At 41.0% G+C, this 22386-nt stretch carries 30 protein-coding genes and 1 tRNA gene; 21 read left to right on the top strand and 10 right to left on the bottom strand.

Annotated features, from left to right (window positions below):
* Positions 1-40 precede the first annotated feature (40 nt).
* The 5 genes from G509_RS0103385 to G509_RS0103365 all read left to right on the top strand — a co-directional run bounded on the left by G509_RS0103385 (position 41) and on the right by G509_RS0103365 (position 3775).
* Positions 41-1204, top strand: a complete 1164-nt coding sequence (locus G509_RS0103385; protein ID WP_026990236.1) for a sigma-54-dependent transcriptional regulator — start codon at positions 41-43, stop codon at positions 1202-1204.
* Positions 1205-1350: 146 nt separating this feature from the next.
* Positions 1351-2037, top strand: a complete 687-nt coding sequence (locus G509_RS0103380) for a DEAD/DEAH box helicase (protein WP_026990235.1) — start codon at positions 1351-1353, stop codon at positions 2035-2037.
* A gap of 7 nt (positions 2038-2044) precedes the next feature.
* Positions 2045-2266, top strand: a complete 222-nt coding sequence (locus G509_RS0103375) for a putative signal transducing protein (protein ID WP_026990234.1) — start codon at positions 2045-2047, stop codon at positions 2264-2266.
* A gap of 176 nt (positions 2267-2442) precedes the next feature.
* Positions 2443-2982, top strand: a complete 540-nt coding sequence (locus tag G509_RS0103370) for a GNAT family N-acetyltransferase (protein WP_026990233.1) — start codon at positions 2443-2445, stop codon at positions 2980-2982.
* Positions 2969-3775: an alpha/beta hydrolase gene (locus tag G509_RS0103365; RefSeq protein ID WP_026990232.1), complete on the top strand. Its 807-nt coding sequence runs from the start codon at positions 2969-2971 to the stop codon at positions 3773-3775. Before G509_RS0103370 ends, G509_RS0103365 begins: the two co-directional genes overlap by 14 nt.
* A 99-nt stretch (positions 3776-3874) precedes the next feature.
* Here the strand turns inward: G509_RS0103365 and G509_RS0103360 are convergent, their stop codons facing one another.
* Positions 3875-4495 (bottom strand): HAD family hydrolase, encoded by a 621-nt coding sequence (locus G509_RS0103360; protein WP_026990231.1) that lies wholly within the window; start codon positions 4493-4495, stop codon positions 3875-3877.
* Positions 4488-5600, bottom strand: coding sequence for a bifunctional diaminohydroxyphosphoribosylaminopyrimidine deaminase/5-amino-6-(5-phosphoribosylamino)uracil reductase RibD (gene ribD, locus G509_RS0103355; RefSeq protein ID WP_035738443.1), 1113 nt, complete (start codon positions 5598-5600; stop codon positions 4488-4490). The genes G509_RS0103360 and ribD overlap by 8 nt, the downstream gene beginning before the upstream one ends.
* A gap of 103 nt (positions 5601-5703) precedes the next feature.
* Here ribD and G509_RS0103350 point away from each other — a divergent pair, with 103 nt between their 5' ends.
* Together G509_RS0103350 and prmC are read left to right on the top strand one after the other, a co-directional pair.
* Complete coding sequence (locus G509_RS0103350; protein WP_026990229.1) at positions 5704-6192, top strand: GNAT family N-acetyltransferase; 489 nt, start codon at positions 5704-5706, stop codon at positions 6190-6192.
* 73 nt (positions 6193-6265) lie between these two features.
* Complete coding sequence (gene prmC, locus G509_RS0103345; RefSeq protein ID WP_026990228.1) at positions 6266-7111, top strand: peptide chain release factor N(5)-glutamine methyltransferase; 846 nt, start codon at positions 6266-6268, stop codon at positions 7109-7111.
* A 75-nt stretch (positions 7112-7186) separates the two neighbouring features.
* Here the strand turns inward: prmC and G509_RS0103340 are convergent, their stop codons facing one another.
* Positions 7187-8431, bottom strand: coding sequence for an ABC transporter permease (locus G509_RS0103340; protein ID WP_026990227.1), 1245 nt, complete (start codon positions 8429-8431; stop codon positions 7187-7189).
* A gap of 190 nt (positions 8432-8621) precedes the next feature.
* Between G509_RS0103340 and hisS the strand changes: the two genes are divergently transcribed.
* Positions 8622-10241 carry a histidine--tRNA ligase gene (hisS, locus tag G509_RS0103335; protein WP_026990226.1) on the top strand — a complete coding sequence of 540 codons (1620 nt, stop codon included), beginning with the start codon at positions 8622-8624 and terminating at the stop codon, positions 10239-10241.
* A 111-nt stretch (positions 10242-10352) separates the two neighbouring features.
* Here hisS and G509_RS0103330 read toward each other — a convergent pair whose 3' ends face one another.
* Together G509_RS0103330 and G509_RS0103325 are read right to left on the bottom strand one after the other, a co-directional pair.
* A complete protein-coding gene (locus G509_RS0103330; RefSeq protein WP_026990225.1) occupies positions 10353-10586 on the bottom strand; it encodes a hypothetical protein in 234 nt (77 codons plus the stop codon).
* A gap of 276 nt (positions 10587-10862) precedes the next feature.
* Positions 10863-11477, bottom strand: a complete 615-nt coding sequence (locus G509_RS0103325) for a hypothetical protein (RefSeq protein WP_026990224.1) — start codon at positions 11475-11477, stop codon at positions 10863-10865.
* 99 nt (positions 11478-11576) lie between these two features.
* Here G509_RS0103325 and G509_RS0103320 point away from each other — a divergent pair, with 99 nt between their 5' ends.
* The 4 genes from G509_RS0103320 (at position 11577) to G509_RS0103305 (ending at position 13634) form a co-directional block, all read left to right on the top strand.
* Positions 11577-11999, top strand: coding sequence for a hypothetical protein (locus G509_RS0103320; RefSeq protein ID WP_026990223.1), 423 nt, complete (start codon positions 11577-11579; stop codon positions 11997-11999).
* 168 nt (positions 12000-12167) lie between these two features.
* A complete protein-coding gene (locus tag G509_RS21390; RefSeq protein ID WP_051199923.1) occupies positions 12168-12455 on the top strand; it encodes a hypothetical protein in 288 nt (95 codons plus the stop codon).
* Positions 12456-12574: 119 nt separating this feature from the next.
* The gene (locus tag G509_RS0103310) at positions 12575-13417 is read left to right on the top strand and encodes a hypothetical protein (RefSeq protein WP_026990222.1); all 843 of its coding nucleotides are present in this window, start codon (positions 12575-12577) and stop codon (positions 13415-13417) included.
* Positions 13418-13421: 4 nt separating this feature from the next.
* Positions 13422-13634, top strand: coding sequence for a hypothetical protein (locus G509_RS0103305; protein ID WP_026990221.1), 213 nt, complete (start codon positions 13422-13424; stop codon positions 13632-13634).
* A 71-nt stretch (positions 13635-13705) separates the two neighbouring features.
* On the opposite strand, the gene G509_RS0103300 is transcribed toward G509_RS0103305, so the two are convergent.
* Positions 13706-13894, bottom strand: a complete 189-nt coding sequence (locus G509_RS0103300; protein ID WP_026990220.1) for a hypothetical protein — start codon at positions 13892-13894, stop codon at positions 13706-13708.
* Between the two features lie 136 nt (positions 13895-14030).
* Positions 14031-14186 carry a hypothetical protein gene (locus G509_RS23260; RefSeq protein ID WP_154657760.1) on the bottom strand — a complete coding sequence of 52 codons (156 nt, stop codon included), beginning with the start codon at positions 14184-14186 and terminating at the stop codon, positions 14031-14033.
* A gap of 195 nt (positions 14187-14381) precedes the next feature.
* Here G509_RS23260 and G509_RS0103290 point away from each other — a divergent pair, with 195 nt between their 5' ends.
* From G509_RS0103290 to G509_RS0103270, 5 genes are all read left to right on the top strand, one after another.
* Complete coding sequence (locus G509_RS0103290) at positions 14382-14918, top strand: AAA family ATPase (RefSeq protein WP_026990219.1); 537 nt, start codon at positions 14382-14384, stop codon at positions 14916-14918.
* Between the two features lie 4 nt (positions 14919-14922).
* Positions 14923-16815: a RecQ family ATP-dependent DNA helicase gene (locus G509_RS0103285; protein WP_026990218.1), complete on the top strand. Its 1893-nt coding sequence runs from the start codon at positions 14923-14925 to the stop codon at positions 16813-16815.
* The gene (fmt, locus tag G509_RS0103280; protein ID WP_026990217.1) at positions 16816-17763 is read left to right on the top strand and encodes a methionyl-tRNA formyltransferase; all 948 of its coding nucleotides are present in this window, start codon (positions 16816-16818) and stop codon (positions 17761-17763) included.
* 189 nt (positions 17764-17952) lie between these two features.
* A complete protein-coding gene (locus G509_RS0103275; RefSeq protein WP_026990216.1) occupies positions 17953-18231 on the top strand; it encodes an HU family DNA-binding protein in 279 nt (92 codons plus the stop codon).
* 122 nt (positions 18232-18353) lie between these two features.
* Positions 18354-18914: a YqgE/AlgH family protein gene (locus G509_RS0103270; protein ID WP_026990215.1), complete on the top strand. Its 561-nt coding sequence runs from the start codon at positions 18354-18356 to the stop codon at positions 18912-18914.
* Between the two features lie 14 nt (positions 18915-18928).
* Here G509_RS0103270 and G509_RS0103265 read toward each other — a convergent pair whose 3' ends face one another.
* On the bottom strand, positions 18929-19768 hold the full coding sequence (locus G509_RS0103265) for an aminotransferase class IV (protein WP_026990214.1): 840 nt from the start codon (positions 19766-19768) through the stop codon (positions 18929-18931).
* A gap of 51 nt (positions 19769-19819) precedes the next feature.
* Complete coding sequence (locus G509_RS0103260) at positions 19820-20212, bottom strand: START-like domain-containing protein (protein ID WP_026990213.1); 393 nt, start codon at positions 20210-20212, stop codon at positions 19820-19822.
* Positions 20213-20360: 148 nt separating this feature from the next.
* Between G509_RS0103260 and G509_RS0103255 the strand changes: the two genes are divergently transcribed.
* Positions 20361-20434: transfer RNA gene (locus tag G509_RS0103255), tRNA-Met, on the top strand.
* Between the two features lie 177 nt (positions 20435-20611).
* A complete protein-coding gene (locus G509_RS0103250; RefSeq protein WP_026990212.1) occupies positions 20612-20854 on the top strand; it encodes a hypothetical protein in 243 nt (80 codons plus the stop codon).
* A gap of 163 nt (positions 20855-21017) precedes the next feature.
* Here the strand turns inward: G509_RS0103250 and G509_RS0103245 are convergent, their stop codons facing one another.
* Positions 21018-21260, bottom strand: coding sequence for a hypothetical protein (locus G509_RS0103245; RefSeq protein WP_026990211.1), 243 nt, complete (start codon positions 21258-21260; stop codon positions 21018-21020).
* A 146-nt stretch (positions 21261-21406) separates the two neighbouring features.
* Here G509_RS0103245 and G509_RS0103240 point away from each other — a divergent pair, with 146 nt between their 5' ends.
* The gene (locus G509_RS0103240) at positions 21407-21658 is read left to right on the top strand and encodes a hypothetical protein (RefSeq protein ID WP_026990210.1); all 252 of its coding nucleotides are present in this window, start codon (positions 21407-21409) and stop codon (positions 21656-21658) included.
* A 75-nt stretch (positions 21659-21733) separates the two neighbouring features.
* A complete protein-coding gene (locus tag G509_RS0103230; protein WP_026990209.1) occupies positions 21734-22384 on the top strand; it encodes a hypothetical protein in 651 nt (216 codons plus the stop codon).
* The last annotated feature ends 2 nt before the right edge of the window (positions 22385-22386 follow it).

Here is a 22386-nt window from a genome sequence, read left to right as displayed (position 1 = left end):
CTAACAATTTAAACACCTGCTATCCAACAATCTTAAGAACATGCCTAAAATATTAATTATAGAAGACGAAGCCGCAATACGCCGTGTACTGGGTAAAATACTATCGGAAGAAAACGATACCTATAAAGTAGAAGAAGCCGAAGATGGGCAGGCGGGACTCGAAAAAATTAAGAATGATGATTTCGACCTGGTACTGTGCGATATTAAAATGCCCAAAATGGATGGGGTAGAGGTGCTGGAAGCCGTAAAAAAGTTTAAGCCCGAAATTCCGTTTGTAATGATATCGGGCCACGGCGACCTCGAAACGGCTATTAACACCATGCGGCTTGGTGCCTTCGATTATATCTCCAAACCACCCGATCTTAACCGTTTGCTTAACACCGTTCGCAATGCGTTAGACCGTAAAGTGCTGGTGGTAGAAAACAAGATGCTTAAAAAGAAGGTAAGCAAAAACTATGAGATGATTGGCGATAGCGAGCCTATTAACCACATTAAACAAATTATAGAAAAAGTTGCCCCTACCGATGCCCGCGTGCTTATAACAGGCCCCAACGGTACGGGTAAAGAACTGGTGGCGCACTGGCTGCACGAAAAAAGCGAGCGTGCCGGTAACCCGTTTATAGAGGTTAACTGCGCAGCCATCCCGTCAGAACTTATAGAGAGCGAACTGTTTGGCCACGTTAAAGGCGCTTTTACCAGTGCCGTTAAAGACCGTGCCGGTAAGTTTGAGGCTGCCGATAAGGGCACGATTTTTCTGGACGAAATTGGCGATATGAGCCTGCCTGCACAGGCCAAGGTGTTGCGTGCCCTGCAGGAAAATATGATTCAGCGTGTGGGGGCAGAGAAAGATATTAAGGTAGATGTGCGCGTTATTGCTGCTACCAACAAAGATCTTAAAACGGAAATTGCCGAAGGGCGTTTTCGTGAGGATTTGTACCACCGCCTTGCTGTAATTTTAGTAAAGGTGCCGGCATTAAACGACAGGAGGGATGATATTCCGCTATTGATATCGCACTTTGCCGAGAAGATAGCCGGAGAGCAGGGCAATGCCCAAAAACGCTTTACGCACGAGGCTACTATGCTACTGCAGGAGTACGACTGGACGGGCAACATACGCGAGTTGCGCAACGTGGTAGAGCGCCTTATAATTCTTGGTGGCAGCGAAATATCAGAGAGCGATGTAAGGCTCTTTGCAAGTAAGTAACGTAGATACAAATAAATATTAAGGCAGAGATTTGCAGAGTATACTATGCTTTGCAAATCTTTGCCTTATCTTTGCAGTTCCATAATAATAGCTTAAGGGTTACGGCACTTCTCGTAATTCGTAATTTATAATTCGTAACTAATAACATGTTTTTAAAAAAAATACACCCGGGCCTTTCAGAATCGTTGGCAGAAGCCGGGCTAACCCAGCCTACTGCACTGCAAAAAGAAACGTTTGGTACCATTAAAAGCGGCGCCGACTGTGTAATATCGGCACCATCATCCGAAGGTAAAACCAACACCATTGTAATAAACGTTATACAGCGTCTCGAAAAAGAGTTTGAAGAGTCGCCACGTGCGCTTATTATTGTTTATGATAAAGCCAAGGTGCTGGAGGTAATGGAACTTTTTAAAAAATACGGCCACCATACCGATTTGCGCGTGTATGGCGTGCACGAAAAAGGCGATATAGATTACGATAAAAACCATATATCTTTAGGTATAGATGTGCTTGTGGGCACACCGGGCAGGCTTAGCGATATGTTTTCGTCGGCCGGGTTTGATGTTAACCAGCTTAAAATGTTTATCCTGGATGATGCCAATGCCATACTTAAGCTAAGGCACGACACCCGCATTATGCGCATGAGCGATGGTATTACCAAAACGCAGCGCCTTTTTTTTACCGAAGAAATTACCGAGCGTGTAGAATCACTTGCTGATAAAATAATGATCGAGCCCTTTTATTTTGATTTTGACCAAGAAGCAGAAGATGAGGATGAAGAAGAATATGACGATGAGGAAGTAGAAGAACAAAACGAAGAAGAAACAGAATAAATAAATTATGGCACGTAAAAAAATATTTTCAGGCAGCGAGATCCTGGCGCAGGCACTTCAGGCAAAGCTTGAAGGCGCAGGCATAAGCAGCACCGTTAAAAACAATATACAATCAAGCATGATATCCGGTCTTGGCACACTGGCGGGTACTGCTGTAGAGGTATTTGTTGAAGAATACGATATGGAAAAAGCCGGGCCTGTTATAGAGGCTTTTAAAATGGGAGAATAACCATATTGATACGATATATTAGAGGCTGCTTAGAAATAGGCAGCCTTTTTTATATTAATGGATTAATGTGTATTAGTAAATATTTGTTAAACCCGTTAAGTTTAAAAACATTATTAATAATTTTATAAGTCATTAATATTTACCCTAAATACTACTTTTATTTAGAATTACCTGCTATGTCCATTACACTCGAAACCAATCGCCTATACTACCGTGAGCTGCAACCTACCGACGACGAAGCTATGTTTGCGTTAGATTCTAACCCTGAAGTTCACCGCTACCTGGGTAATAAGCCCGTTACTACTATTGAGCAAAGCAGGGACATGATAGAAAACATACGGCAGCAATATGTAAATAACGGCATTGGCCGAATGGCGGCAATACTTAAAGAAACCGATGAATTTATTGGCTGGGTAGGGCTTAAACTTGAACGTAATGTAAATGGCCGCGACCAATTTTACGATATTGGTTACCGCCTTTTGCAGGAACATTGGGGCAAAGGCTACGCTACAGAAGCTAACCTGTTTTTTAGGGATTATGCTTTTAACAATCTTAAAATCCAGGTGCTTAACGCCACGGCACTTACTGCGCATAAAGCATCGTGCAGGATACTTGAAAAAACGGGACTGGTGTTTACCGAGGTTTTTGATTATGATGGCCAGGAGTGCCGATGGTTCGAAATGATTAACCCTGCAATGCCTTATGAAAAAGAGTAATAAACGCCTGCTTTATATTGTTGTGGGTATTATTGCATTTTACCTGAGCAACCTGGTTTTTGTATATTTTATGCAGGAAAAGCTGTTGTTTCACCCCGAGGTACTTACTGCCGGGCATGCCTTTAATTTTGATTCTGATTACGAGGAGATTTATATTCCAGTAGATAAAGAGGTAAAGCTGCACGGCGTGCTGTTTAAGGCTAAAGAGTCTAAAGGGCTGGTGTTTTACCTGCATGGCAACGGCGGATCTGTTAATGGCAGGGGCAAGGGCACCGATGAGTTTACCGCCTTGGGTTACGACCTTTTTATACTGGATTATCGCGGCTACGGCAAAAGTGGCGGCGAGCTACAAAGCGAGGCACAAATGGATGCGGATATGCAAAAGGCATTTACCTTTATGGCTGACAAATATAAAGATAAGCCTATTGTAGTAGCTGGTTATTCTATAGGGAGTGGCCCTGCCACAGAGCTGGCTGCCAACAACAAAATTAAAGCGCTTATACTACAGGCTCCTTACTATAGCCTAACCGAATTAATAGATACCAAAGTGCCTTTTATCCCCGATTTTATAAAGCGCTATAAATTCGAAACCTGTTCGTACATAAAAAAGGTAACGGTACCTATTTACCTTTTTCATGGTACCGATGATAAGCTTATCCCTATAAGTAATTCAGAAAGGTTGGTTCAACTATGCGCCCACGGGGCACATTTAATACGCCTGGATGGCGCCGGCCATAACGGCCTTAACGAAAACCAAACGTTTAGAGATTCTTTAAAAACTATTTTGAAGTAGTTTACAGTAATCAGTGGTCAGTATTCAGTTGAGGAAAGTTTACAGTGGTCAGTGAACAGCTGCAAACTGCGACTGAATACTGACCACTGCAAACTTGCGTTAACGTTGTTCATCAAGGTTTAGTACGCTTTTGTCAAAAAGGTCTACCACATCTTCTTCGCCTTTTTGCAGGTTCCAAACCTGGAAACCAAGTTCGGCGGCGGCATCGGTATTAAACTTTTTATCATCTACCATAAGCGTACGCTTTGGCTGAATATCGTGCTTGTTTATAACGTGGTTAAAAGCATCGGCATCGGGCTTGCGGACACCAATTTCGTGCGAGAAATAGATTTTTTCAAAGCACTGGTAAAAGTCGCTGTAAAAAGAGGCACCCGCTTCCTGTTCAAATTTCTCAATATGTATCGGGTCAGTATTGCTTAGCAGAAACAACCTGTAATTTGCCGATAGCTTCTGTAAAAACTCAAGCCTGTATAACGGAAAGTCGGTAATACCGGCATTCCATGCATCTTTAATAGCCTCTAACGATGCGCCATTGGTGTGCGGCTGTATGCCTTTAAGATAGCCTTCTTCGCCAATTTTACCGGTCTCCAGTTTTTTTTCCAGCTTTTCGAGGTCGTCATTCCAGTCGGTTATTCCAATTTTTGCCAGGGCATCAACTTTTGCCTGTTTGTCTTTATTTAAAAAGACATCGCCCATATCAAATATTATCGTGTTAATCATAATTGCCAAAAATTAAGAGTTCGTTGTCCTGTATAGCCTGCTTTTTTAATAGCGGTGCCGAAAACCGGGGTGCCTTAGTGCCATTGCCAAAAACAGCCGGGCCTTTAAACACGCGGGCTTCATCCCACAGGCCGGCATCTATAAAAGTTTGCAGCGTTTGCCTGCCACCCTCTATAATTAACGAAAGCAAATTATGCTTATACAGCACATTTGCAATGGTGTGAGGCAGGGCCTCGTTAAAAGTCACGGTTTCGTACAGCAGGTTATCTAAGTTAGGTAAATCGCGCTGCTCTGTCAAAACAATTGTCTTTATTTTTAGATTTTTAACGTAATAATCGTTTGTAATTTTTCCGGTGCGGTCTAAAACAATGCGCACAGGGTTGGGGCCCGTCCAGGAGCGTACATCCAGTTGCGGGTTATCATCCAGAACGGTTTGCGTACCCACCAGTATGGCAGCCTCTTCACTACGCCATTTATGCACTAACTGCCGGGAGTATTGATTAGTAATCCAGACCGGTTTTTTATCCGCTACACTGTCTCCCTGAGCTTCAACACCATCTTGCTCCCGAATAACCAAATCATCAAATATCCGAACCCCCTTCTCCGGACTCAAATACCCATCGGCACTTTCTGCCCATTTTAAAATTATGTAAGGACGTTTCTTTTCATGAAACGTAAAAAAGCGTTTATTGCTCTCACGGCATTTGGCTTCCAGCATGCCAACGGTTACGTTTTTACCCGCTTCGCGTAGTTTTTTAATGCCATTGCCTGCCACTTTTTCGTGCGGGTCGGTTGTGCCAACCACTAAATTTTTTATCTGGTGCTCAATTATAAGGTCGCAACAGGGCGGCGTTTTACCGTAATGGCTGCAAGGCTCCAGGCTAACGTACAGCGTAGCATCGGTTATCAGGTGGCGGTCTTCCGGTTTAACCGAATTAATGCAGTTAACCTCGCCGTGCGGGCCACCGAAAGCTGATGTATGGCCTTCGCCAATAATCCTGTCATTGTATACCAGCACCGCCCCGACCGACGGATTGGGCATAGCCGCCCGTTGCCCGTTTTGGGCCAGCTCCAGGCAGCGCTGCATGTAAATTGTGTTGTGCATAGTTAGAAGTTGCAAAGTCTCAAAGTTACAAAGTTTAGTGCTTTATGCGCCCCGAATAACCAAATAACCCCATCAACAAATAAACATTTAGTAGCTTTGCAGTATGCATACCGTTACCATCAGAAAAATAGAACCCACAGACAATGCTGCCATAGCAGCTATAATTCGTAATGTGTTTATAGAACTCAATGCGCCTTTGGTGGGCACCGCTTATGCCGACCCCACCCTCGATAAGCTATTTGAGGTGTACCAGACACCTAAGTCGGCCTACTATGTGGTGGAGCAAGACGGGCAGGTTATAGGCGGCTGCGGCATTGCACCCTTAGAAAATGGCGATGCCACCGTATGCGAACTGCAAAAAATGTACTTTGCACCGCAGGCAAGGGGTTTAGGTTTGGGTGTGCAGATGATAACCCAATGCCTGGATGCTGCTAAAAGCTTCGGCTACAGCCAATGTTATTTAGAAACGCTTACCGATATGAAAGCCGCCCAAAAACTCTATACTAAATCAGGGTTTACCTATTTAGATAGCCCACTGGGCTGTACGGGCCATAGCTCGTGCCCGGTGTGGATGATAAAGAGCCTCAAGTAATCAGTAATCAGTCGCAGTTAGCAGTTATTAGCCGTACGCAAAACCCGTAACCCACAACTCTAAACCCGAAACAATGCTTCTAAAACAATACCGTACCTACTTTATACAAAAACTTACCCCGCTGTACGATGCTATGGAGGCGGAGAGTTTTTTCCACATTGCTTTAGAAGAGCTTAAGGGCTGGCGAAGGGTAGACCTGGCGCTGAATCCGGATGCAGAATTATCATCTTCAGAAATTGAAAAATGGAATGAGGTGCTGCACCAGCTCGAAACCCAAAAGCCTATACAGTACATTTTTGGGAAAGCCCATTTTTACGGACTGGAGTTTGAAGTGAGCTCTAACACCTTGATACCCCGACCCGAAACCGAAGAGCTGGTAGGATGGATTATTAAAGAAAATGAGTTTAAGGGCAGCATAAAAGCGCTGGATATTGGCACAGGATCGGGCTGCATTGCCATTTCGTTAGCAAAGAACCTGGCTGATGCCAAAGTGTCTGCTATTGATGTTTCTGCGGAAGCGCTTGCAGTTGCCAAAAGAAATTCTGACACCAATAAAGTAGGGGTTACCTTTATTTTGCAGGATATATTGGCGGCCGATGCACTGCCACAACAGTATGATGTTATAGTATCTAATCCGCCGTACGTGCGCGAATTAGAAAAAGCCGAAATTAAGCAAAACGTACTGGATTACGAACCGCACCTGGCGTTATTTGTTGCCGACACCGATCCGCTTTTATTTTACCGAAAGATAGCCTTGCTTGCTAAAGGCAACCTGAAACCAAACGGTAAGCTGTATTTTGAAATTAACCAATACTTAGGACCCGAAACGGTTGCTATGCTCGAAGAGATGAGCTTTAAAAACGTGGTTTTAAAGCAGGATATTTATGGTAATGACAGGATGGTAGCCTGCGGCGTTTAGAGTTCGGGGTTTAAAGTTTAGAGTTCAGTTCGATCCCGAAACGCTTAACTCAAAACCCGCAACCCACAACCAAAGCTATTCGTAGCGCAAAGCCTCTACCGGATCCAGTGCTGCGGCTTTTACGGCCGGATAAGAACCCGAGAATAAGGTTACTATCATGATGGTAATGAGGGCTGCAAAAACAGCCACCCACGGTGTGAAAAATTCTGACCCACTTACCGCTGAAAGTATTACGCCCACCATTATCCCTAAAAATATTCCTAAAGCACCGCCAATAAAGCTGATGATAAGCGTTTCGGTAAAAAACTGCATGGCAATGGTACTTTTCTTCGCGCCAAGCGATTTACGCACGCCAATTTCGCGGGTACGCTCGGTTACAGATACCAGCATGATGTTCATTAGTGCAATAGACGATCCAAAAACGGTTATAATACCAATTACCCATGCAGCAACGTTAAGCGTATCGGTTTCAGATCTTAACGATTCCAATAACTCATCGCTGCGCTCAATACCAAAATTTTCTGATACCGTTGGGCTTAGTTTCCTAACGCGGCGCATGGTAAGTATGGCCTCGTCTACGGCGCCATCTAAAAAGTCGCTGTTGGCAATGCTCACTTTAATACTGTAATCTATATTTGGTGCAGAAAATAAAGATCGCGCCAGCTGAATGGGTATCATAAGGTTAAGGTCCTGGCGGTTTCCAAATGTAGAGCCACGGGCTTTAAGCACACCAACAATTTTAAAGCGCGCGCCGCGAATAGACAGTGTTTGGCCAATAGGGTCTACATCTTTTAAGATGCCTTTCTCAAAATCAGAGCCTATAACACAAACATAATTGTTATTTATAATATCAAAACTGGTAAAATTGCGCCCTTTAACCGTTTCGAGTCCGGAATTGGGTAAATAGTACTGGTCGGCACCAAGAACAGTAACCTCTGGGTCGGTTTTTTTGTCGTTAAACTTAACCTCGGCATTGCCGGCTGCGGTAAAAGACAACGACGTCTCTGCTCCCGGAAAGTTATATTTTTGCTGAAACTGCTGCGCCTGCGGATAGCTTATAACCGGGTTAACACGGGTATCGGCATTGTTTTGGCGGCCCACCTGCTCAGAAAAATCGTAGCGGCTAATAGAAAAAGCATTGGCCCCCATACCTGCAAAATTGCTTGTAACTGTGCCTTCTAAAAATGCAACAGCCGCTAAAATACCCACCAAGGCAAAAATGCCCAGGCCAATAATAATAACGGTTAATATGGTACGCAGCATCTGGCTGCGGATGGAGCTGAATGCAATTCGGGTATTTTCCCTAAACAGTTTAAACATGCAGTTTGGTTTATGGCAACTAAATTAAACAATTAGTATAAATTGGCAGCTTTATGTTACACATTAAATAATAAATCTCAAATTCCAAAAGCAACTTCAAAATCTCCGGTCATCAATCTGAAATCTGAATTCTAAAATCTGAATTCTAAAAACCCAATACGTATATTTGCACTCTAAATTAAAAAACAAGATGGCAAAACCGGGAATTCCAAGAGGCACAAGAGATTTTTCACCCATAGAGGTGGCTAAGCGTCAATACATAACAGGGGCGATAAAGCATCATTTTGAGTCGTTTGGTTTCCAGCCTATAGAAACGCCAAGCTTTGAAAATTCTGATACCCTTATGGGTAAGTATGGCGAAGAGGGCGACCGCCTTATTTTTAAGATACTAAACAGTGGCGATTATTTTTCTTCTTCTTTAGAATTGATTAATGAATTTGGTAAGATTGTACTGGATTTACAAAACATTATCGACGATAGGAATAATCAAGGAATTGAAAACTTTAGTATCTCAGGAGAAATCTCTGAGGTTGAAAAAAGATTATTTGTTAGCAAATCAATTAAAAAGACTTATATTGATTTATTAAACGAGCCTCAGTTACAGGCTAATTTTCTGGAAGCTCAAACTGTGGATGAGATTTTAAATTTTGGATTCTTAGATGTTCTGTTATCAGAAGTTTTCGAGTTTGATTCGAAAAAACTTACTCCAAAAATATCTGAAAAAGCCCTGCGTTACGACCTTACCGTGCCTTTTGCGCGCTATGTAGTGCAGCACCAGAACGATATTACTTTCCCTTTTAAGCGTTACCAGATACAGCCGGTTTGGCGTGCCGATAACCCACAGAAAGGGCGTTTCCGCGAGTTTTACCAGTGCGATGCCGATGTGGTAGGTTCTACATCGTTATGGCAGGAGGTAGAGCTGGTGCAGCTTTATGATAAGGTTTTTAGCACCCTTGGCTTAGTGGGTGCTACCATAAAAATAAACAACCGTAAGGTGCTTAGCGGTATTGCTGAGGTTATTGGTGCTAAAGATAAACTGATAGACTTTACTGTTGCGTTAGATAAGCTGGATAAAATTGGCGAAGACGGCGTTAAACGCGAAATGGAAGCCAAAGGCATTACGCCCGAAGCGATTGAAAAAGTACAGCCGTTATTTAACTTTACCGGTAGTATTGCCGAAAAACTTGATAAGCTGGACGATTTACTGGCAACATCTGAAGAAGGTAAAAAAGGGGTTAACGAGCTGCGTTTTATTTGCGAGAATGTAGCCGAGCTTGGCCTGGCCGAAAGCCTGCTGGACCTTGATGTTACCCTTGCTCGCGGCCTTAATTATTACACCGGTGCGATATTTGAGGTAGCTGCCCCTGCGGGTGTGGCTATGGGCTCTATTGGTGGCGGTGGCCGTTATGACGATCTTACCGGCATTTTTGGGCTTAAGAATATGAGTGGCGTAGGTATCTCTTTCGGTCTGGACAGGATCTATCTTGTTTTAGAAGAGTTAGGCTTGTTTCCTGAAACGGTTACCGATGGCGTTAAGGTGCTCTTTATAAACTTTGGCGACAAGGAAGCACTGTATGCACTTAAAACCATTAAAAAGCTAAGGGAAGCCGGTATTAAAGCCGAGCTATACCCTGATGCCGCCAAGATAGGCAAGCAGTTTCAGCATGCCGATAAAAGGGCCATACCTTTTGCGGTACTAACCGGTGATGAAGAAATTATCAATAATAAATTTACATTAAAGAATTTACAATCAGGCAACCAGGAAAGTGTTAGCTATGAGGCATTGCTGGCACAGGTAACAGGGCTTTAATAAAGTAACTATACCACAGAGCTCTGTGAAATCTAAACTAATTAAAACAAAAATCCCGTAAGGCAGTAGCGTTACGGGATTGTTTTTTGTTGTAAGATGTTTGTTTGAAAACTACTCAACTGCATCAAGAACATTTACCTTGTTTTGAGGTACGCTGCCTGTAGTGTCCTGCAGGATCTCGATACCTAAAATTTCGAACGGACGCTCAATCTGGTTGCCATTGGTGTCCAGGTAATCCATTACCAGGTCGTCAAAACTGTCTGGATGTAATGTAATTGCTACACTGTCAGTCAATTCATTTTCGAGAATAAAGTTACGCATTGCGTCTAGGGTAATTTTCTCCATAATTATTAAGGGTTTAAGTAGGATAAAAGTAGACGAAAAAACTGAATAATGTATAGTTAAAAATGTTAAAAATTGACAATTTAACATTTATATGCTTGTATCACGGCATATATTGTATAAATTCTTGTTAAAATATAAGGATATATTAATTGATTATTTCTTAATAACCTATAAAATAAGCAGTAAGCTTAACATTTTTGCCTGTAAGATATTTATTTTATGATAAAACGTTGTGCAAATGAGAGAGTTATGGTTATGAACGGCAAATCTTACAAATTACCTAAAATCTATAATTCCTTCGCCATTATTTCCTGTTTTTGGGGTGCGGTCTATGGCTTTATCCCAGTCTATTGACGGGAATTTTCTCTTAAATTCGGCAATATCCCTGTCTTTGTATCCTGCAACATAAATGCGTGGTGTGCCTTTTTGAGCCTGGTCCAGGTAGCTCAACTCACCAAAATATGTAATCTCACCTTTTTTAACCTCGAAAGGAATCCCGAATTTTTTGCTGTCGCTAACCATTCCGTTAGAGCCAATATGGTCTAAAAAGCTGTATTGCGTAAAAGCGTAATTGCCCGGGTCGCGCTCTAAAACAATAAGGTAGGTCTTTTTATTATTAAAGTCGCCATTAAAAGCACTGGTGTTATTTTCGCGTGCCTTTATAACAATTTTACCCGAGTTTTGTTTTTTAAAAGATTTATCGCCGCTTTGCGCTTCGTAAAAAAAGCGGTAAATATCGTTAACGGGTACATCGGCTTCAAAAGTAAGTGTGCCAATAGCAAGGCCTTTGTTAGATGAAGCATCAAAAGTAGCAGGAGGGGTATTGGTAGCGGCAGGGCTGCATCCTAAAAATAAAGCAAGTAGGGGTAGTAGTAAATAAGCGGTTTTCATATACATTTAATTAAGAAATGTAAAGTTAACCAAATACCATTTAGGTGTAGTTAAAGAATAATTTTATATTTGTGTACAAACTGCTAAAACTCCCACGTTATGAAAAGATTTTTACTCCTATTATTAATAGCCACCACGTTACCGTCGTTTACCCTGCCGCCCACTGCCCCTTTTAATATTGTAGGCAAATGGAAAGCCACCGAAGACGGTATAGCAATTATTCTGGATTTTGATAAAGATGGCTATGCCATTATGCAAAAAGGCAAAGATGTTATGGGTGGTAAAGAGTTTGATGTAAAAGGATTTAAAGGCAGCATGACTTATAAAGTTGATTATACCAAAGAGCCCGATGAGCTGGACATTGTTATTACCAATATTTCTACCGGCGAAAGAAAAGTGCTTAAAGGCATTTTTAAGGTAATGGGCGATAACCAGATGAAGGTGCTTATAGGGTACGATTCGGTTAGGCCAACCAATTTTGATACGCCCGATGCTATGATATTTACGCGTGTAACTAAGTAGTTAACACAATTTAATACTCTAAAAAAGCTGCCCTGTAAGGCAGCTTTTTTAGTTTAACGTAATCTTATAACTAATTAACATAATGGTATAAATTGTTTATTATCAGGCTCGTTACCTTTACTGTAAGTCCTAACTAAAAAAGGAATTATAAACTAAAAAAGTAACATTATGTCATTCGAAAACAACGACCATTCTGAAGGTAAAACCGCAAAAGCGATCGAAAAACAAACTGCAAAAATTCCATCCGATGTATTTCTGTGGGCAGCATTAGGCTCAATGGCAGTATCGGCCGGATTAAAAATTGCCAACCAAAAACACAGCGCACTTTTTGTAGGCCAGTGGGCAGCACCATTTTTGCTACTGGGCATTTACAATAAGCTTGTTAAGCTTGAAGGAAGCGACCAGGAAGACAACCACCCTATAAGCGGCTATGCCGAACCGGAAGGAGAATTTTAAAAACTGTTCTATAAAGTATTACACTAACCCTTAGCCATTGCGGTTAAGGGTTTTGTTTTTGTGTGGATGTTTTGTAAGTGGTTAATTTTTATATATTTGGTGCAAACCCTACAATATTTATGATAAAACAATTACTATTATTTGCAACGGCATTGCTAACCCTGCCCGCATTTTGCCAGGAAAAAGAGAAACAGGAAATTATGAAAGAAGCCAAGCTGCTTTATAACTCTGAAAGGGCATCGTGGAGTGGCACCGATATATTTATGGCAAAATTTCCGGAAAAGAGGGAGAAGATGGGTGGTTACTTTTCGTATTCGCAAGGTAATCAGCATAAATGTGTGTTTGTAGACAATCAGGCCAGCCCCAATGTACTGGCAACCATTTTGTTTGATGACGGCTTTGTAATTGAGGCTTCTAAAACTGATACGGTAAGCAGAAAATTGACGCCCTTAGAAAGCGACCTGTATACAATAAGGCAAAAAGCACTTGCCGAAGTTAGAACCGATACACTTTTTAAGCACTATAAAAATACAAGCCTTAACTTAATACCCATTATACATAACAACAAAAAAAAGGTATACATGTTAACCGGCCCAAGTGCAACAGGTGTTGTAATTTTTGGTAACGATTATTTAGTTGAGTTTGATAAGAACAATGCAATTAAATCTAAAAAGGTACTTCATAAAAATATTATACCCATTAACTATACCGACAATGAGGGTGAGATAAGTACAATACATAACCACACCAAAGAAACGGGCTACCTGCCTACAGCTACAGATATTTGTACATTGCTTTTATATGCCCAATATACGCATTGGCAACAGCATTATGTTATTTCTAAAAAGTACATTTCTATATGGGATTGTAATAAGGAAGAGTTTTTTGTAATGACTACAGAGGCCTGGGAAAAAATTTCCAAAGACTCTGAAGACCGCAAATCTAAAGGCGGAAAAAATTAAAGTTATGAAAAGACTACTCCTGTTATTATTCTTTATCCCGCTAACATCGTTTACCGTTGTAGATAGCGATGTATACATCTGCAAGAGCACCGGCGCAAAAAAATATCATTTAACAGAAAGTTGCCGTGGGCTGTCTAACTGCAAGGCCGAGATTGGTAAGGTAAAATTATCTGAAGCCAAAAACCAGGGCAAAACCATTTGCGGTTGGGAGGATTAGGATAGGCATCAAATAAAAATCCCCATCAAAAAATATTGATGGGGATTAATTATAATTTGTGCGGTAGTTATTTAGTACAGGTCGGCAAGGTAGTACACTTCTTTATCGGTGTAAACAGCTTCGTCGCGGCCTTTGTTGGCAGAACAGGTATAGGTAACAGAACCATCGGTGTTGTGGTTTATTTTCCATACTGTAAGTGCCGTTCTTAAACCAAATTTACCGGCCTGGTAAACCTCGTCGTTAATGCTAAACTTTATCATTTTTAAGTATTTAGGTAAAGGTAGCGATAATAAAACTGGTATTGGGCAAAAGCCCTGCTTATTTTAGGTAGCTGCTAAAATCAGGGCATAAAAAAAGCGCGAATATATCGCGCTTAGGTGTAAACAACTAAACCATTTAGTTGTTGTATGCATCATACAGGCCTGCACATATCATAATAACTATAATACTGGCGGCTGCTATTTCTAAAAGTTTAATAATGGTGTCTTTACGGTTAAAAGACGTTTGGTAATTTGCATACCTTTTTCCGGCAAGTGATGACTGTTTTTTCATAGCTCAATTTCATTTATAGTGCAAAATTAAATAACGCATCCCGTTAATAAAAATTGTTTAACAAAGTATTAAATGTATTTTGATATTTTTAAGATATGTTTTTTATAATTCGTAAATATTTACCGATAAAGATATAAAATGTTCTTGTTTTACCTTAAATAATCTTTGTTTAAATTTACAGATTATTAAAAACACGTGAGTAATACCATTATTGTAATAATCGGCGGACCCGGATCGGGTAAAACCACAGTTATAGAAGCACTTACCCAGAGCGGATACACCTGCTACCCCGAGGTTTCGCGCGAGGTAACCCTACAGGCGCGGCAGCAGGGCATCGAGCAGCTTTTTTTAGAGCAGCCCTTGTTATTTAGCGAGCTTTTGTTAGAAGGCCGCATAAAACAATACACTAACGCCGTGGCCGATGCCGCCCCCGTTGTGTTTATAGACCGCGGCATACCCGATGTGCTGGCGTATATGCATTACATTGGCGATTCTTATCCATCGGGTTTCGACCAGGCGTGCAAAGATTACGTATATAGTAAAATATTTTATTTACCGCCGTGGGAAGCCATTTATACGCCCGATGATGCCCGTTACGAAAATTACGAACAGGCCGTGCTTATTGCCCATCATTTAAAGGAGACATACACCGGCTACGGCTATAATTTAATAACAGTACCGCAGGATACACCCCAAAACAGGGTAGCCTTTATTTTAAACAACCTAACCTAACACCATGCAGCAGGCGCTCGATATTCTTAAAAAATACTGGCAGCACGACAGCTTTCGCGATCCGCAGGATAAAATTATCCAAACGGTTTTAGAGGGTAACGATGCCTTTGCGCTCATGCCAACCGGTGGGGGTAAATCGATCTGCTTTCAGGTGCCGGCCATGATTAAGGATGGTTTGTGCCTTGTAATATCGCCCTTGGTGGCGCTAATGAAAGACCAGGTGCAAAACCTCGAAAAGCGCAACATAAAAGCCATTGCCTTAACGGGAAGCCTTTCGGTTAACGAAATAAGCGACCTGCTGGATAACTGCCGCTTTGGCAACTATAAATTTTTATACCTAAGTCCGGAACGCCTGCAGGCCGACTGGATAGTAGACCGTATTGCGGCGTTGCCCATAAGCCTTGTAGCGGTAGACGAGGCGCACTGCGTATCGCAATGGGGGCACGATTTCAGGCCGGCGTACTTAAAGATATCGGCATTAAAAAAACACCTGCCGCAAGTGCCGTTTTTAGCACTAACGGCATCTGCAACAGAGCGTGTGCAAAAAGATATTGTTACCCAATTGGGGCTAACAGACCCGGTTATCTATAAAAAATCATTCGCCAGAGAAAATATTGCCTACATGGTTTTTGAGACGGAGGATAAGCTGTACCGCCTGCAGCAGATACTCACCAAAAACCCCGGCCCATCTATTATATACGTGCGCAACAGGAGGTCGTGCCACGATGTATCCAGCCAGTTGCAATCGCTTGGTTTTACGGCTACTTTTTACCACGGAGGACTCAAAGAAAAAGAAAAGTCGGCCAACATGGAAGCCTGGATAAAAGACAGGGTTCAGGTAATAGTGGCTACCAACGCCTTTGGCATGGGTATAGATAAGCCTAATGTTAGAACGGTGCTGCACATTCAGCTGCCCGAAAATATAGAGAATTACTATCAGGAAGCGGGCAGGGCAGGGCGTAACGGCCAAAAAGCTTATGCGGTGCTGCTGGCAACAAAATCGGATATTAAGGCTACCCAAAGCCAGTTTATAGAGGTATTGCCCGATAAGAAATTTTTAAAAGAGGTGTATCTTAAGTTAAACACTTTTCTGCAAATTGCCTATGGCGAGGGTATGGACCAGGTGTACCCGTTTAATTTTAACGACTTTTGCCATAAGTATAAATTCCCCGCCGTTAAAACATTCAACGCCTTACAGTTTTTAGACAGGCAGGGCATCTTAACTATGTCTAAAGAATTTACAGAAAAAGTACACATACAATTTATAATACCCAGCAAAGAGGTGGTACGGTACGTAAGCCTTAATCCGGGCGATGAAGAAGCCATACTTACCATACTGCGCAACTACACAGGTATTTTTGAGATGGAAACCGCCCTTAATACCAGCCTTATTACGCGGGCAGCCAAAATATCGGAAGCCGATTTAATAGGTATGTTGCATAAATTAGAGCAAAAAGGGGTAATTTCGTTACGCACTTTGGGTAACGACAGTAGCCTGGCCTTTAACGAGGTTCGCGAAGACGAGCACACAATTAACAGGGTGTCTAAATTTTTAGAGCAGCAAAACCTTATAAAAGTTGGGCAGTTTAATAGCGTTGTGCATTATGCTACTGATGATTCCCGCTGTAAAAGCAGGCTGATACTGGAGTATTTTGATGAGGTTACCACGGCAGATTGCGGTATTTGCTCCTACTGTGTTGCTAAAAAAAGGCAGCCCAAAAGCCCTGTGGAAATTGCTACTGCAATAATAGAACTATTAAAGGAGGCCGACTTAAATTCGCGCGATATAGAAACCAAGCTGGAGCTTACGGCGCAGGAAACTATTTTTGCCCTGGAGCTATTGCTGGAAAACGATAAGATAAAAATAAACGCATACAACCAATATACAGTTACGTAAATGGAACAGTTAAGAATAGTTTTTATGGGTACCCCGGAGTTTGCCGTGGGTATACTTGATGCTATATACCAAAGAAATTATAATGTGGTAGGGGTTATTACCGCTGCCGATAAACCTGCCGGCCGTGGGCAAAAAGTAAAATTTTCGGCAGTTAAAGAATATGCTTTAGAAAAAGGGCTAAACTTATTGCAGCCTACCAACCTTAAAGATGAGGCTTTTTTAGCCGACCTTAAAGCGCTTAATGCTAACCTGCAGGTGGTAGTGGCCTTTAGAATGCTACCCGAAGCCGTGTGGAAAATGCCTAAGCTGGGTACGTTTAACCTTCACGCATCGTTACTGCCGCAATACAGGGGGGCTGCCCCAATTAACTGGGCGGTTATTAACGGCGAAGAAAAAACCGGGGTTACTACCTTTTTTATTGATGATAAGATAGATACCGGCGCCATGATATTAAAGGCAGAAACAGAGATAGGAGCAGAGGAGTCTGCCGGAGCGTTGCACGACCGTTTGATGGATCTTGGTAAAGATACTGTTATTAAAACCCTTGCACTTATAGAAGGCGGCAATGCTACCACTACGGTGCAACCTGCCGATGATGATGTTAAAACGGCCTATAAGCTTAATAAAGATAATTGCAAGATAGACTGGCAAAAGCCGGGCAAGGAGATTTTTAACCTTGTGCGTGGCCTTAGCCCGTATCCGGCAGCGTGGTGCTTTTTAAAAGACAGCGGGCAGGAATATAATGTAAAGATTTATGAAACTATTTTTACACCCGAAAATCATGATTTGGCAACGGGTACAATTGTTGCTACTAAAAAAGAAATTAAGGTGGCGGCCGTAGACGGTTTTATCCAGATAAAAAGCCTGCAAATGCCCGGCAAGAAAAAAATGGCTGCGCAGGAACTGCTTAACGGAATGGCGTTTACAATTGAAGCAATAATGTTTTAAAGCCCTTATTTTACTCGCTTTTTACAAGATTCCGATAAAACAAGCGTCAATATTAACATTTTGGAAAAAGTTATCAACAATTAAAATGAATTGTGCATTAATTACTTGCGTAGTTTGTAATTCCTATTAAATTTGTAGAACAGGAATTGAAAAAACATAATTTTAACCAAACAATTAATAACAATTATTATGAACAAATCAGAATTAATCGACGCAATGGCTGCCGATGCAGGAATTTCTAAAGGTGCAGCTAAAAAGGCATTAGAGTCTTTTGTAGAGAACGTTAGTGGTGCGCTAAACAAAGGTGGCAGAGTTTCACTTGTTGGTTTTGGCTCATTTTCTGTATCAAGCAGGGCTGCAAGAGAAGGTAGAAATCCTCAAACGGGTAAATCAATCAGCATCGCGGCTAAAAATGTAGTGAAATTTAAACCGGGAGCAGAGCTTGACGGTCACGTAAACACTAAATAATTAATTGTTGCGGAATAATATGAAAAGCCCTTCTTTTTAAAGAGGGGCTTTTTTTTTAAAACTTTGTGAAAATTTTTGGTGGTCGCTATTTTTTGGCTAAATTTATTACAAATTGCAAGAAGATGATTTCAATAAAACCCCAAAAAGGTCATCTGCTTATAGCAGAGCCCTCTACAATCGGAGATCTTTCTTTCAACAGGTCGGTGGTGCTCCTTGCCGATCATAATTCTGAGGGCTCAATTGGTTTTATCCTGAATAAACCTTTGGGCTATACTATTAACGACCTTATTCCGGAAATTACGGGCAGCTTTAAAATTTACAACGGCGGCCCTGTAGAACAGGATAATTTGTATTTTATACATAACATTCCTGAGCTTATCCCCGGCAGTATAGAAATATCTAACGGTATTTACTGGGGTGGCGATTTTGAGTCTACTAAAGAGCTTATTAACCAGGGTATGATTAAAAAGAGCAACATACGTTTCTTTTTAGGCTACAGCGGCTGGAACGCCCATCAACTGGAAGACGAGCTGGAGGAAAACTCCTGGATAATATCAGAAAATAGTTATAGCAACAAGATTATAGGCAAATCGAGCGCATCCTTCTGGAAAGAAAAAATTATGGAACTTGGCGGCGAGTACCTTATATGGTCTAACGCGCCAGAAAACCCCGCACTTAATTGATATAAACCTTTACGCTAACTAAACCGTACTTTAGCATTTAGCCTTTTTACAAGGTCTGTAGCTACGGTGTTTACAAATTCCTTTTTCCTGTATTTGGTAATGGGCTGTATGCCTATTATTACATTTGTAATAAATAGCTCATCGGCCTTTTGCAAATCAAACGGAGAAATAGATGCCTCTGTAACTTCAAGGCCTTCAATTTTTTTGGCAAGCTCCAATACCTGTTTGCGCATAACGCCGTTAAGGCAGCCATCGGCAAGGGGTGGGGTAACCAGTTTATTGCCGGTAACCATAAATAAATTGCCCTGTAGCGCCTCTATCACATTTTTATCATCGTTAATAAGCAGGCAATTGTTATAGCCGTTCTCATCGGCAAAAATGCTGCCTGTAATGTGCACCATCTTATTAGTACTTTTAAGGGTAGATAAAAGCTGTTTGGTAACGTAGTAGTCTTTAAACAATTCAACCTCATATACGGCTTCGTTAATGCTGTATAAAGCATTATCTAATGGCTCTGCGGTAATTATAAATTCACAGTTATTATCTGTAGGCAGGTATTTGCCGCCCGGTTTCCTGAAAAAAGAAATACGGGGCCTGTAGGCAGCGGCAGGCTCCAGGGTGTTGATTAACAGTATAACCTGTTCTTCCATATACTCCATTGTAAATTCCATAGGAATTTCCATGCGCACAATACGTAACGACGCCATGAGCCTGAAATAGTGGTCTTCTAAAAAAAGAATTTTTTTATCGAGTACCCTAAGCGTTTCAAAAATAGAATCGCCGTATAAAAAAGCCCTGTTTTGGTGTAACGCTATAGAGGTTTCGGCAACCAGGGTGCCGTTGTAATTAATCATAAAAAAAGCCCTGAAAATTCAGGGCAAATATAAGGTAATAAAACTAAATTCCTAAACAGAGCCTAATACGTGCTTAAGGTCAGACACCTGGTTTTCCCAAAGCTGCTTAGATTCGGCCATATCATCGTCTTCGGCAAAATCTACCACCATTAACGAAACGTCTTTAGTAATCTCGTCTACAAGAATACGAAGCTCAAAATAATAATCACTGTCGTTATTTTCCTCATCAATCCATCTGAATTTAACTTTCTCCCCACTTTTTTTAGAAGATAGGCGGGCTTTTTCCTCGGTATCATTCCATATAAAAGTAAAGAACTCGCCTCTCGAATTCACATTATCAGCAAACCATTCAGATAAACCTGAAGGTGTTGATATATATTGATATAAAAGCTGGGGCGATGAAGTTATCGGAAATTCCAGTTCATATTTAATTTTCTCGTCCATTGGTGTAAAAATTTTCGGAAATATATAATAATAAACATTCAAAAAAAAGTATTTCCAAAAATAATTTTTTTCGTGAAATTTTATTTGGAAGCTTTAAAATAATTTATATATTTGCACCCGCATTCAAGGATGCAATAACCGAATAAATGGCGAGGTAGCTCAGTCGGTTAGAGCGCAGGATTCATAACCCTGAGGTCACGGGTTCAACTCCCGTCTTCGCTACAAAACAAAGGAAGCAATTTTTGCTTCCTTTGTTGTTTTTAAGCCATATTTAGCCGTTGGGTAACAATAGTTTAAAGATATTGTGCAAAGTCTTAATTAATTATTAAAAAATTCTATAATATTTTTTTTTTCAAAATTAACTTCTATATTTGCAACATAATTTAAACCCCCAAAATTATGAAGACAAACTTTCTAAAATGGTATATGGTTGCTTTCCTGTTGGTTGGCGATTTTGTTATGTTTGCTCAGCCTGGTGATGACAACGGTGACGGTGTTGGAGATGATGGTGTTGTTGAAAACGACGACTCTGATGATACAGCGGGTTTCCCAATAAACTCAAGGCTAATTTGGCTTGCAGTAGTTGGTATTGCTTTTGCATTTCATTATTACAAGAAAAACAAAGAACAAAAAGCTATATAATTTATAGTTTTTTTTAAATGATACAGAAAGTCATGCTATTTAGCGTGACTTTTTTGTTTGTATATCCCTGGTGTTTACAATGGCCTGGTATATAAACACACAGATCCGTTTAAGGTGATTTTTGCCTCAAACGGATCTGTGCGTGTGTTGTTATGTTGCTTACTTAAGCTGTAACCTGCTGCTGTTGCGCTGTATTATTTTGTCTTTCTTCTTCTAATTCTACATTTTTAACCGTAAACATAGATCTTACTATTAATGTTGTAAATGCCACGCAAATAAGCATTACAAAAACGTGTAGTAGGGTTACTACAATGTTTTGCTGCTGGCCCTGTGCTACGGGTTCGCTTAGGTTAAAATAAGATATCGTAAAAAGTATAAGGTTGGGTAGTAATAAAAAGATTTTCATAGCATTTTATTTTCTGCTAATTTCTTGATTTTCAGTGTTAATTTTTGCTAACAGGTTTGTAATAATTCGTTAAATATTTACATTATAATAATTTAGCACTGCCCGCGTTACTTAAAAAAGTAATGTATATTTTGTAGTTTTGTGTAATGAAGTTAGCAGATTATAAAAGTCTAAATGAAGAAGAGCAATACCGCATTTTGTGGGATCAGGGCGTGCTTATAGATGCCTGTATAGACGGTGCCGTAAAAAAATTACTCTATGCCATAGATAATTTTTTTGTAGAGCTGTGGTGCCATACCCTTACCAATAAAATTATCTGGAAGCTTAGCTTTAAGCAGGGCAAGTTGTTGGAAAAATACCTTAACAAATACTCCGACAATATAAACTTTGATAAATAACCGCCTTACACAGTTTGGCCTTTATTTAACGGGTATGGGCATGCTATTTGTTTATCTTTATGTAAAATAATTACTATGGATTTGCATAAGGTTATAAAACAGGTGATGCCTACTTTTAACGATATCCGTAAAGATATCCATGTGCTTAGGTATGCTAATCCGGCACTGTCGCACCATGCGTTGGCTGCACTGTATTTAAAACGTACCCGAAATAAATATACAGGCGTTGGGGTAGTAACAGCACTGCCGGGCGTTATTCCCGGGTTGGGCACTACCGCACAAATTGCGGTTGAGGTTGGTGCTACATCGGCCGATATACTACTCATGCTGCGCTGGATGGCATCGCTTGCCTTTGGTATTGGCCTGTTATATGATAAGGATATAGAGGCCGATTTTGAAGACGAGTTTACTGTTATCCTCGGCATTTGGGCGGGCGTAATTGTTGCCGAAAAGGCAGCCCTTTCTAAAGGAGATAAAATTTCTATAGGCCATTTTGACCAGCATATAACAGATCGTATAAAGAACCGCATGAACCAGAAAATTGGCCGCAAGCTGGTAACCAAATACGGTTCTAAAAGGGGCGGGGCTGCCCTGGGCAGGCTTATACCGTTTGGTATTGGGGCCGTTGTGGGCGGTACCTTTAATTACTTTACCATAGAGCGTTTTGGCAAAGCTGCTGTAGATTATTTTACAGCCGTTAACAAAGATTATATTGTAGAAGACTAACC

Origin of the sequence: Flavobacterium subsaxonicum WB 4.1-42 = DSM 21790 (assembly GCF_000422725.1) — a bacterium.
Classification (GTDB): Bacteria; Bacteroidota; Bacteroidia; order Flavobacteriales; family Flavobacteriaceae; genus Flavobacterium; species Flavobacterium subsaxonicum.
The sequence above is the reverse complement of the archived record's forward strand: the minus strand, read 5'-3'. Positions and strand labels throughout refer to the sequence as shown.

Bases quoted from the DNA above. Each gene is read 5' to 3' on its own strand.
- G509_RS0103385 (WP_026990236.1), top strand. From the start codon at position 41: ATGCCTAAAATATTAATTATAGAAGACGAAGCCGCAATACGCCGTGTA.
- G509_RS0103380 (WP_026990235.1), top strand. From the start codon at position 1,351: ATGTTTTTAAAAAAAATACACCCGGGCCTTTCAGAATCGTTGGCAGAA.
- G509_RS0103375 (WP_026990234.1), top strand. From the start codon at position 2,045: ATGGCACGTAAAAAAATATTTTCAGGCAGCGAGATCCTGGCGCAGGCA.
- G509_RS0103370 (WP_026990233.1), top strand. From the start codon at position 2,443: ATGTCCATTACACTCGAAACCAATCGCCTATACTACCGTGAGCTGCAA.
- G509_RS0103365 (WP_026990232.1), top strand. From the start codon at position 2,969: ATGAAAAAGAGTAATAAACGCCTGCTTTATATTGTTGTGGGTATTATT.
- G509_RS0103360 (WP_026990231.1), bottom strand. From the start codon at position 4,495: ATGATTAACACGATAATATTTGATATGGGCGATGTCTTTTTAAATAAA.
- ribD (WP_035738443.1), bottom strand. From the start codon at position 5,600: ATGCACAACACAATTTACATGCAGCGCTGCCTGGAGCTGGCCCAAAAC.
- G509_RS0103350 (WP_026990229.1), top strand. From the start codon at position 5,704: ATGCATACCGTTACCATCAGAAAAATAGAACCCACAGACAATGCTGCC.
- prmC (WP_026990228.1), top strand. From the start codon at position 6,266: ATGCTTCTAAAACAATACCGTACCTACTTTATACAAAAACTTACCCCG.
- G509_RS0103340 (WP_026990227.1), bottom strand. From the start codon at position 8,431: ATGTTTAAACTGTTTAGGGAAAATACCCGAATTGCATTCAGCTCCATC.
- hisS (WP_026990226.1), top strand. From the start codon at position 8,622: ATGGCAAAACCGGGAATTCCAAGAGGCACAAGAGATTTTTCACCCATA.
- G509_RS0103330 (WP_026990225.1), bottom strand. From the start codon at position 10,586: ATGGAGAAAATTACCCTAGACGCAATGCGTAACTTTATTCTCGAAAAT.
- G509_RS0103325 (WP_026990224.1), bottom strand. From the start codon at position 11,477: ATGAAAACCGCTTATTTACTACTACCCCTACTTGCTTTATTTTTAGGA.
- G509_RS0103320 (WP_026990223.1), top strand. From the start codon at position 11,577: ATGAAAAGATTTTTACTCCTATTATTAATAGCCACCACGTTACCGTCG.
- G509_RS21390 (WP_051199923.1), top strand. From the start codon at position 12,168: ATGTCATTCGAAAACAACGACCATTCTGAAGGTAAAACCGCAAAAGCG.
- G509_RS0103310 (WP_026990222.1), top strand. From the start codon at position 12,575: ATGATAAAACAATTACTATTATTTGCAACGGCATTGCTAACCCTGCCC.
- G509_RS0103305 (WP_026990221.1), top strand. From the start codon at position 13,422: ATGAAAAGACTACTCCTGTTATTATTCTTTATCCCGCTAACATCGTTT.
- G509_RS0103300 (WP_026990220.1), bottom strand. From the start codon at position 13,894: ATGATAAAGTTTAGCATTAACGACGAGGTTTACCAGGCCGGTAAATTT.
- G509_RS23260 (WP_154657760.1), bottom strand. From the start codon at position 14,186: ATGAAAAAACAGTCATCACTTGCCGGAAAAAGGTATGCAAATTACCAA.
- G509_RS0103285 (WP_026990218.1), top strand. From the start codon at position 14,923: ATGCAGCAGGCGCTCGATATTCTTAAAAAATACTGGCAGCACGACAGC.
- fmt (WP_026990217.1), top strand. From the start codon at position 16,816: ATGGAACAGTTAAGAATAGTTTTTATGGGTACCCCGGAGTTTGCCGTG.
- G509_RS0103275 (WP_026990216.1), top strand. From the start codon at position 17,953: ATGAACAAATCAGAATTAATCGACGCAATGGCTGCCGATGCAGGAATT.
- G509_RS0103270 (WP_026990215.1), top strand. From the start codon at position 18,354: ATGATTTCAATAAAACCCCAAAAAGGTCATCTGCTTATAGCAGAGCCC.
- G509_RS0103265 (WP_026990214.1), bottom strand. From the start codon at position 19,768: ATGATTAATTACAACGGCACCCTGGTTGCCGAAACCTCTATAGCGTTA.
- G509_RS0103260 (WP_026990213.1), bottom strand. From the start codon at position 20,212: ATGGACGAGAAAATTAAATATGAACTGGAATTTCCGATAACTTCATCG.
- G509_RS0103250 (WP_026990212.1), top strand. From the start codon at position 20,612: ATGAAGACAAACTTTCTAAAATGGTATATGGTTGCTTTCCTGTTGGTT.
- G509_RS0103245 (WP_026990211.1), bottom strand. From the start codon at position 21,260: ATGAAAATCTTTTTATTACTACCCAACCTTATACTTTTTACGATATCT.
- G509_RS0103240 (WP_026990210.1), top strand. From the start codon at position 21,407: ATGAAGTTAGCAGATTATAAAAGTCTAAATGAAGAAGAGCAATACCGC.
- G509_RS0103230 (WP_026990209.1), top strand. From the start codon at position 21,734: ATGGATTTGCATAAGGTTATAAAACAGGTGATGCCTACTTTTAACGAT.